This window comes from Streptomyces sp. MBT53 (assembly GCF_016654115.1).
Classification (GTDB): domain Bacteria; phylum Actinomycetota; class Actinomycetes; order Streptomycetales; family Streptomycetaceae; genus Streptomyces.
Genome location: NZ_JAEQAZ010000009.1, coordinates 137,013 through 145,822, shown reverse-complemented (window position 1 = coordinate 145,822; position 8,810 = coordinate 137,013). Strand labels below are relative to the sequence as shown.

The window sequence follows — 8,810 nt, the reverse complement described above, 5'->3', positions numbered from 1 at the left end:
CTTGGAATGTCCACCGACAGCTCCGAGTTACACCCGCTGCGACACCGGCCCGCACGTCACGCCTCCCCCACCCCGCCCGCTCCGTCGCCCGCCCCGCACAGCAGCAACTGGCGTGCGGTACGGGCCCGTTCATGGACCGGACCACACCGCGATCTACGACTCCTGCGCCGGGCCTGCCGCCGGCAGCGCCGGGTCGCCGCACTCGTCGCGCTCGGCTACTTCGTCGTCTTCCTCACCCTCACCGTCGCCTTCCCCTACGTCATGACCGCTCCCGCCCCCGGCGGCCTGCCTGTGGGCCTCTGCCTTGCTCTGGTCCAACTCCCCGTCACCTGGCTGGCCGTGCTCTTCTACGAGTACACCGCGCGACGCCACGTCGACCCCCTCGCCCGCCGGGTGCGCCACCAGACGCCGCACCCCCGCCACGAGCAGGTCGGGCCGTGACCGACTTCAAGGGCGCCGCTCAGTCGTGGTCACTCGTGGCGTTCTTCAGCGTCGTCACCCTCACCCTGCTGCTGTGCGTGGTCACCGGCCCCGACCGCGACGACCTCGACGAGTTCTACACCGGCTACCGGTTCCTCTCCCCGCTGCGCAACGGCCTGGCCATCGCCGGGGACTACATCTCCGCGGCCACCGTCCTGACCGTCGGCGGCATCATCGCGCTCTGCGGCTACGACGGTGTCGTCCTGGCCCTGAGCACCCTGCTGTCCCTGCTGCTCCTGATGTTCCTGCTGGCCGAACCGCTGCACCACACCGGCAGGTTCACCATGGGCGACGTGCTCGCCCGCCGGATGCCCGGCCGCGCGGTCCGCATCACCGCGTGCGCCGTCACCCTGGCCGCACTGGTGCCCATGATGGTCGTCCAACTCGCGGGCGTGGGGCAGCTGTTGGCGTACGTCCTCGGCTTCTCCGACAGCACCATGCGCACCGGCTGTGTCGTCGGGGCCGGAGGGCTGATGATCACCTACGCGGCCCTCGGAGGTATGCGCGGCACGGCACTGATCCAGATCCTGAAGACCGTGATCCTCCTCGGCTCGGGCCTGGTCGTCGCCGCGCTCATCCTGCACACCTTCCACTGGAGCCCCCCGGCCCTGTTCCGGACCGCCGCAAAGAACAGCGGGGCCGGTCCCGACTACCTGCACTACGGGCTCCAGTTCGCCGGCGGACGGCACCCCGCCCTCGACATGGTCAGCACCCAGTGCGCCATCGTGCTCGGCGGTGCGTCCCTCCCCCACGTGACCATGCGCATGTACACCGCGGGCAGCACCCGGCAGGTACGTCGCGCGATGTCCTGGGCCGTGTCGGCGGTCGCGCTGTTCATCGCCGTCATGACCGTCGTCGCCGTGGGCGCCACCGCGCTCATCGGCGCCAAGACCATCAGCGCCGCGGACCCGCGCGGCACCACCGCCTATCTCCTCGGGGCGCGCGCCGCGTTCGGCACCGACCTCTCCCGCCCGGAGAGCCTGCTGTTCACCACCGTCACCACGGCCATCTTCCTGACCCTGCTGGCCTCCGTGGCCAGCATGACCCTGGCCTGCGCCAACTCGCTCGCCCACGACATCGCGGCCCGTCCCGACACCCCGCCGCTGCGCGAAATGGCACTGGCACGCCTCGCCGCCCTGGCGGTGGGTATCCCCGTGATCGCGCTGGCGGTACTCGCCCAGCACCGGAGTCTCCAGCCCCTCGCCATCCTCTCCTTCTGTCTGGGCGCCTCGGCGATCGCCCCGGCGCTCCTCTACAGCCTCTTCTGGCGCCGCTACACCCGCGCCGGTCTGCTGGCCACTCTCATCGGCGGCACGGTCAGCGTCCTCGTCCTCCTCCCGGGCACCAGCCTGGTCTCCGGCACTCCCCAATCGGCTTTCCCCGACGCCGACTTCAACTGGTTCCCGTTCACCACGACCGCCCTCGTCTCCGTCCCGGCCGGGTTCCTCAGCGGCCTCGTCGCCACCGTCCTGTCCCGCAGAAGGTCCGACGCCCGCGCACGCAACCGCTACGAAGCCATCGAGCCCGTCCTGCTGGCCGGACCGGCGCAACCCAGGAACGGATGACCACCCGCCGACGAAACGGGCCGAAGTCGGAGCCGGGGGCCGGGGCCCCCGGCTCATCACGCCCTGTCAGCCGGCGGCGAACTGGCGCAACGCGTCCGCGGAACCGTTGAACCGGTCGTGGTCACCGACCGTCTGCCCCGTGGACGTGTACTGCCACATCGTCTGCGCCGACCAGCCCGCCGGAAGCGCCCCCACCGACGAGGCGTACCGGGCCACCCACAAGGGGTTCGTGGCACCGAAGCCCCGGTAGCTCCCGGTGCAGGCGTTCCACCAGCTGGTGGCCGTGTAGATCACGGCATCACGACCGGTGCGGGCCTTGTAGCGGTTCAGGAAGTCACCGATCCAGGTGACCATACCGCTCGTGGACTTGCCGTAGCAGGCGTCCCCGTAGGGATTCCACTCGATGTCGAGTGCCCCCGGCAGCGTCCGGCCGTCGCCCGACCAGCCCCCTCCGTGGTTCACGAAGTAGTCGGCCTGCGCGGCCCCACTGCTCCCGTCCGGTGTGGCGAAGTGGTAGGCCCCACGGACCATGCCGACGTCGTACGCGCCCTCGTACTGGTCGTCGTAGTACGGGTTTCGGTAGGAGGTGCCTTCGGTGGCCTTCGTATAGGCCCACCTGGTACCGGCGCTCCACAGGGTGGGCCACGCCACGGCACGCTGATAGCTGGAGACATCGACGCCCTCGGTCTGCCCGGCCCGCTCCTCCGGGGACACCGCACCGGTCCTGCCGGCCGTCCCGTCATGGGCCAGGACGCCGATGCCCATGTAGGCGCTGCCCCGCACGGGCATGGGTTCGGCCGTGGTCGGCGCGGGGGCCATACCGGTCACGGTGAGGAGAAGGCCGGACACCACCACGGCCACGCACAGACGGGAGAACCCGTCCCAGGTTGATATTCGTCGTCGCATACCGCCTATACGAACCGTAACCGCCCCGTACCGCACGTCATGTACCGCCAACCACGTCGACGAGGACGTACGACGACGTGATCTCCTGTGTCGAGGCCGACCCGGAGAGGTTCGCCCGCACAGGAGTGGAGTGGGGAAGAGCAGTGACGAACGAGCATGACCTGGACGCCGCGCTGCGCGTGGCCGTGGAGCTGGCCGAGTGGGCCTCGGAGACGATCCGCAACGGCAACGCCGGAGCCTCGGGCCCGGTCCGGCAGAAGGCGAGCCCGGCCGACATCGTCACGGACACGGACGAGGCGGTGGAACGGCACGTCCGGTCGGTGCTGCGCCGCGAGTTCCCCGGCTGGGGCATCGACGGCGAGGAGTACGGCGTCGAGGAGGGCACGTCGGACGCCCCGCATTGGGTGATCGACCCCGTGGACGGAACCACCAACTACGCCCACGGGCTTGGCTGGTGCTCCTTCTCCCTGGGCCTCGCGCGGCCGGACGGCTCCCCTCTGCTGGGCCTGGTCGCGGACCCGTGGCGGCGCGAGGTGTTCACGGCCGTACTGGGCAAGGGGGCGCACCTGAACGGCGTCCCGATCCACGCGGCCGACCACACGACACTGACCGGCCATGTGTTCATGACGGAGTGGGCGGCGCACGCGCACTGGCCCGGCCTGGACGCCTTGATGGCCCGACTGGCCGATCGGCACTGCACGGTTCGTGTGATGGGTTCGACGGCACTGTCCCTGGTGCAGGTCGCGGCCGGCCGGGCAGCCGCCGCCGCGATCGGCGAGTTCCACCCGGTGGACGGTCTCCCGGCGCTGCTCATCGCGACGGAGGCGGGGGCGGTCGCGTGGCCTCAACTTCCGTCCTACGACGAACCGTTGCTGCTGGCCGCGCCCGGAGTCGCGGCGGAGGCACGGGAGTTGTGGCAGGCGACGGTCAGTGCTCCGGTCCCGCGACAGTGACGACGACCTTGCCCTGCGGGTGGCCGTTCTCCAAGTAGCGGACGGCGTCGGCGGCTTCGGATAGCGGAAAGGTACGGGCGACCACGGGAGTGACCTCGCCCTTGTCGATGATCGCGTTGAGAGTCAGGAGGTCCGCACGGCGTACGACCGCGAGCATGCCCTGGAGCTTCTGGCCCCCGAGCAGCGAACGCAGTCCCATCTCCATGCGGATGCCCGCGTCGGCGAACCATTGGCTCCCGCCTTCTCCGCCGACGCGGACAAGGGTGCCGTGCGGAGTGAGCACGCCGCGCAGGAGGGAGACGCTGCGGTTTCCGGCGGCGTCGAGGACGACGTCGTAGCGGCGCGGCCGGTCGGTGATCTCCTCGCGGGTGTAGTCGATGACGTCGACGGCACCCAGGGACCGGACGAAGTCCGCCGCGTCCGGACCGCAGACCGCAGTCACCTCGGCGCCTTGCGCGGTGGCGAGTTGGACGGCGAAGCTGCCCACTCCGCCCGAGGCGCCGATGACCAGGACCTGTTGGCCCGGTCGCAGACCGGCCTTGGCGTGCAGCGCCTGGAGGGCGGTGACACCGGAACAGGGCACTGCGGCGGCCTGTTCGAAGGTGAGGCTGTCGGGTTTGTGCGCGATCGCACCCGCCTTGGCCAGGGCGAACTCCGCGAAGGAGCCGCGGCTTTGGCCGTAGACGGCGTCTCCGGGGCCGAGGTCGCTCACGCCGGGGCCGACCGCTTCGATCACCCCCGCGACGTCCCAGCCCGGGACGGGGTTCTTCGGCCTGCGCAGCCCGAAGACGAGCCGCGCGGGGTAGGGCAGCCCGGTCATCAGATGCCAGACGTCGGGCCCTGCACCGGCGGCCCGCACACGGATCAACACCTCGTCGGGGCCGGGCGCCGGGCGGTCGATGTCCCGCAACTCCAGTACGTCCGCCGGGCCGTAGACATCCTGCACGATGGCTTTCAAGGTGGTTGCCCTCCGTTCAGGTCGGGGCACGCACCCAGCATCCCGCGAAATCTATCGGTCCTCGACGTGTTCAACAGGACAGGAGGTGACGGCTGATTCCGAGTCCCGTCCTCGCTCCGGATCTGTCGTCCGCGTGCGGACCGCCAGGCGGACAGTTCCGGTGACCGGCACCACCAGCAGCGCGAACGCCCAGGCGAACGGGGCGAGTTGACTGTTCGTCACCGCTGTCACCACGCTGAGCAGGGCCGAGGCCAGAGCCAGGACCATCGTCTGCCCGAGGTTCTGCGCGGTCTGCATCGCGCTGCTCGCATAGCCCTGTCCGCCGGCCGGGGCGTGGTTGAGGGACAGCAGGGTCAGCGAAGGCGTCGCGAGCCCCATGCCGACGGCGGCCAGCACCATCGACGACACCGCCATGGCCGCGGGCACGGCGGGCAGGACGCACACCACGGCCGACACGACCGCCGCCGCCATCACCCCGGCCCCGACCGCGACAAGCCAGTGCCGCGACACCCGGCCCTGCAGCCGCCCCTGCAGCCAGGACGCCCCGGCCCAGGCGAGCGCGGCCCCGGTGAAGGCGAGCCCCGTCACCACGCCCGGCACGCGTCGCGCCGTACTCAACATCAGCGGTACGAACGCCTCCAGCGTGAAATAGGCGCCGGACGTCAGCGCCCGCAGCAGCACCGTCGCGGGGAGCCCGCTCCCGGCCCGCCAAGTGGCCGACGGCAGCAGTCTCGGCGCGAACGCCACGAGCAGCGCCAGTCCGGACACCGTGCACACCACGTGCCGTACGTCCCAGGCGGAGACACCGTACTGAGTGAGCGCCGCCGCCGCGCTCACCGCCAGCGCGGCCGACAGCGCGGGACGCCGTACCGGACCCTCACTCCCTGAGTCACCGTGCGAAGCCTCCGCTCCCCGCCCGCGCAGCAGCAGCACCGCTGTCACCGCCGGGAGGAGGGTGAATCCCGCGAGGCCGAAGAACACCGCGCGCCAGGACCACCACGCGGCCACGAGTCCGGCGAGCGGCGGACCGGCCAGGGACGGCACGATCCAGCAGGCGCTCATCAGGGCCAGGGCGCGGGCCCGCAGGTGATCCGGGTAGGCCTGCCCGATGGCCACGTTGACGGACACCGCCACCAGTCCGGCCGCGATGCCGTCCGTGAAACGTCCCAGGGCCAGTTGCCAGATGGTCGTACTCGTCGCGGAGACGAGCAGGGTGACGACGGTCAGGGCCACCCCGGCCATCAGCGGCCGACGCGGCCCGGCACGGTCCGCCCAGGTCCCGCCCAGCACCCCGCCGAGCAGGCTCGCGGCGACGAACGCCCCGGCCACCAACGGATACAGCACCACCCCGTCGAGATCCCTGGCGGCCACCGGCAGCAACGGCATCACCGCCAGCGCGGCGAACCCCGTCAGGAACATCACCGCCGCGAAACTCGCGGTCGCGGCCAGGTGCGTACGGGAGAACAGCCCGGACGGAGGTGGAGGCGGAGGAACAGGAGCGACGGGTGCGGGGCGGCGACGTCGGGTCACGGACAGAAAGGTATGCACCAACTCGGGGCAGGGCCAACGTATTAGATCCCCGCGCTCCCGGTATCGGGCATCAGACCGAGGCGCTCGGCTTCGCCGCCGCCGTCAGGACGTACTGGAGGCGGCGTGCCACGTTGAGGTGGTCCGCCGTCCAGATGATGCGGACGGCGGTGGCCGTGGCACGTCCGTCGTCGTCGCGCAGGTCGCGGCGCAGGGAGTCGACGAGTCGCGCCTCCTCCTCCGGATCGCGTGCCAACGGGGCCGGTACGGCGCTGTGTTGACCGAGTCCGGCGGCCAGGTCGCGGTACCAGTCGGAGAGCCGGACGACGGTGTCGAGGAGGATCAGCCGGGCCTCGGAGCGGTCGGGCTGGATCTGTTCGTCGCCGCCGTTGCGCTGCCACAGCTCCAGCACCGCGTCCGCGGCCAGGCGCAGTCCTACGATCCCGGTGACCAGGGTGGTCATGTCGGAGAGCCGTACCGGTTTGGCGCCGCGTTCGGCGAGGTAGCTGCGGAAGGCGTCGTCGAGCCGGCGGGCCGCGGCGGCCGCCTGCCGGCTCGCCTCCAGCGGTGCGTCGGTCGGCAGGCAGCCGATGCTGCAGCGACTGGCCGCGTACTCGACCGCGTCCGCGAGATAGCGGGCGCTGGCGTCGTACGCGGCGGACAGCGCCCGGTCCACGGCGGCCCCGGCACCTCGCGGCCAGAAGAACAGCCCCACCAGCACACTCACGGCGCAGCCCAGGGCGATGTCCTGGATCCGCAGCAGCACGATGTGCCAGTCGGGGTCCTGGCCGATGTTGAACAGGATGACCAGGGCGACGGTGAAGGCCGCCTGTCCGGCCGCGAAAGAGATCGCGGCGGGGGCGATACCGGCGACGAGCACGGCGACGGGCAGCAGGAACCAGAGCAGGGTGCCGTGGTGGCCGATGAGCTGGAGCAGTCCTACCCCCACGAGCGAACCGGCCAGGGTGCCGCCGAGGGCGCGCAGCGCGTTCTGCCCGGTGTTGAGCGCGTTGGAGCGCAGCACCGACAGGGTGCCGAGCAGTACCCAGAAGGAGTGCTGGACTCCTGTCGCGTTCGCCAGCGCCACCGCGATGCCGAGACCGAGCGCGCCCCGGAGGCTGTTGTGCAGCCAGACCGAGCGCGGCTCCAGGTGGGCGGCGGCGCGTTCGACGGCCGATCCCAGGGGCTGGGTCAGTGCGCCGGGTTCGCCGCCGAGCAGCCGCTCCGGCCAGCTGCGCCGCTCGGCGGCCGCGGCGAGGTCCACGTTGCCGGCGATCTGCAGGGTGGCGAAGCCCAACTCCTGGGCGCGGAACGACAGATCGAGGGTCTCGATGAAGGCGCGGACCTCCGATTCCGTGCGGGGCTTCGGCTGTTCCACGGGCAGCCGGTGGGTGGCGCCGTCCTCCATGCCGTCCATCGCCGCGCGCAGGTTCACCAGGGCGGCGCGCAGGGCGTCGGGCGCTTCGCGCGGGGAGTCGAGGAGTACGGCCGCCTCGTCCAGGGCCGTGGCCGCCGCCCGCCGTACGGTACGTGCGTCGATGTCGCAGACCCGGCGTTCGTCCGACGCGGGGCCGCTGTCCTCCACGATGGCGCTGAGCCAGGTGAGTTCGTCGACCAGGCGGACCAGTGCGCGGGAGCCGACGGACAGGCCGGTGGGCCGGTAGGGAGTGGCGTCGAAGGCGGCGCGCAGGTCCGCCGCCGCGGCGGTGGCCCGGTCGGCGGCGACCTCGCACTGCCGGGCGGTCGGCGCCTGCGGCCCGCCGTCCAGCCAGGAGGCGTCGGTGCGCAGCTGCGCAGCCGCCGCGCGGCAGACCCGGGCGGCGGGCGCACTGAGCGGATCCATGGTGGAGCGAGGCCACAGCAGGGAGATCGCGAGCATGGCGGCGGCCGCGGCGAGGCCCGCTCCCGCGAGCCGGTCGGGCAGTTGCGACAGCGGGGCCGGTGAGGTCACGGGGAGGATGAAGGCCAGCAGCAGCGCGGTCGAGGCGCCCGCGAGAACGGAGCTGACCACGCCCGAGAAGAGCACCAGGAAGCCCACTACGACCATGGTGGCGACCGCCAGCCAGTCCGTCCGCGCCACCAGCGTGCCGAGAGAGATGAGCGCCGCCCAGCCCAGCGCGAGACCCACGTGGGCCCGCAGCCGCTGCACCATCGGGCCGGTGAACTCGACCAGCAGAAGCATCGAGAACGACCCGAACGCCGCGTAGGTCGCCATCGTCGAGGACTTCAGCAGTTGGCCGCACAGGGCGAACAACGCGGGCATCACCAGCGCGGTGCGTGCGGCCCTGCGCGTGGCCGCGAGCCCCGGATCATGGTCACGCAACCACGCCGGAATCCGCCTGGGCAGGCCGTGCCAAGGATTCTCCATACGCCGGCGCACCTCCAGCCCGCGCAGCACCCACGTGCCCCGCCATACCCGAG

7 protein-coding genes are annotated in these 8,810 nt (G+C 71.8%); 3 read left to right on the top strand and 4 right to left on the bottom strand.

Translation table 11 applies throughout. The features are described 5' to 3' along the window. Positions 1-6 precede the first annotated feature (6 nt). Together JHN45_RS05905 and JHN45_RS05900 are read left to right on the top strand one after the other, a co-directional pair. Positions 7-441: a DUF485 domain-containing protein gene (locus JHN45_RS05905; protein ID WP_201048298.1), complete on the top strand. Its 435-nt coding sequence runs from the start codon at positions 7-9 to the stop codon at positions 439-441. After that, the gene (locus JHN45_RS05900; RefSeq protein WP_200712053.1) at positions 438-2,045 is read left to right on the top strand and encodes a cation acetate symporter; all 1,608 of its coding nucleotides are present in this window, start codon (positions 438-440) and stop codon (positions 2,043-2,045) included. Before JHN45_RS05905 ends, JHN45_RS05900 begins: the two co-directional genes overlap by 4 nt. Positions 2,046-2,111: 66 nt before the next feature. On the opposite strand, the gene JHN45_RS05895 is transcribed toward JHN45_RS05900, so the two are convergent. Further along, entirely contained in the window at positions 2,112-2,864 is a 753-nt protein-coding gene (locus JHN45_RS05895; RefSeq protein WP_234468382.1) for a lysozyme, read from the bottom strand. Between the two features lie 230 nt (positions 2,865-3,094). On the opposite strand from JHN45_RS05895, the gene JHN45_RS05890 reads away from it, so the two are divergent. Then, a complete protein-coding gene (locus JHN45_RS05890; RefSeq protein WP_201048284.1) occupies positions 3,095-3,904 on the top strand; it encodes an inositol monophosphatase family protein in 810 nt (269 codons plus the stop codon). Here JHN45_RS05890 and JHN45_RS05885 read toward each other — a convergent pair. From JHN45_RS05885 to JHN45_RS05875, 3 genes are all read right to left on the bottom strand, one after another. Further along, positions 3,879-4,862 (bottom strand): NAD(P)-dependent alcohol dehydrogenase, encoded by a 984-nt coding sequence (locus JHN45_RS05885; protein ID WP_201048283.1) that lies wholly within the window; start codon positions 4,860-4,862, stop codon positions 3,879-3,881. The genes JHN45_RS05890 and JHN45_RS05885 overlap by 26 nt on opposite strands. A 51-nt stretch (positions 4,863-4,913) precedes the next feature. Continuing rightward, positions 4,914-6,281 carry an MFS transporter gene (locus JHN45_RS05880; protein WP_201048297.1) on the bottom strand — a complete coding sequence of 456 codons (1,368 nt, stop codon included), beginning with the start codon at positions 6,279-6,281 and terminating at the stop codon, positions 4,914-4,916. A 181-nt stretch (positions 6,282-6,462) separates the two neighbouring features. Beyond that, positions 6,463-8,757, bottom strand: a complete 2,295-nt coding sequence (locus JHN45_RS05875; protein WP_201048282.1) for an FUSC family protein — start codon at positions 8,755-8,757, stop codon at positions 6,463-6,465. Between the last annotated feature and the right edge of the window lie 53 nt (positions 8,758-8,810).

Excerpts from the sequence above, each read along its gene's own strand:
- JHN45_RS05905 (WP_201048298.1), top strand. The coding sequence starts at position 7 with ATGTCCACCGACAGCTCCGAGTTACACCCGCTGCGACACCGGCCCGCA.
- JHN45_RS05895 (WP_234468382.1), bottom strand. The coding sequence starts at position 2,864 with ATGGCCCCCGCGCCGACCACGGCCGAACCCATGCCCGTGCGGGGCAGC.
- JHN45_RS05880 (WP_201048297.1), bottom strand. The coding sequence starts at position 6,281 with ATGTTCCTGACGGGGTTCGCCGCGCTGGCGGTGATGCCGTTGCTGCCG.
- JHN45_RS05875 (WP_201048282.1), bottom strand. The coding sequence starts at position 8,757 with ATGGAGAATCCTTGGCACGGCCTGCCCAGGCGGATTCCGGCGTGGTTG.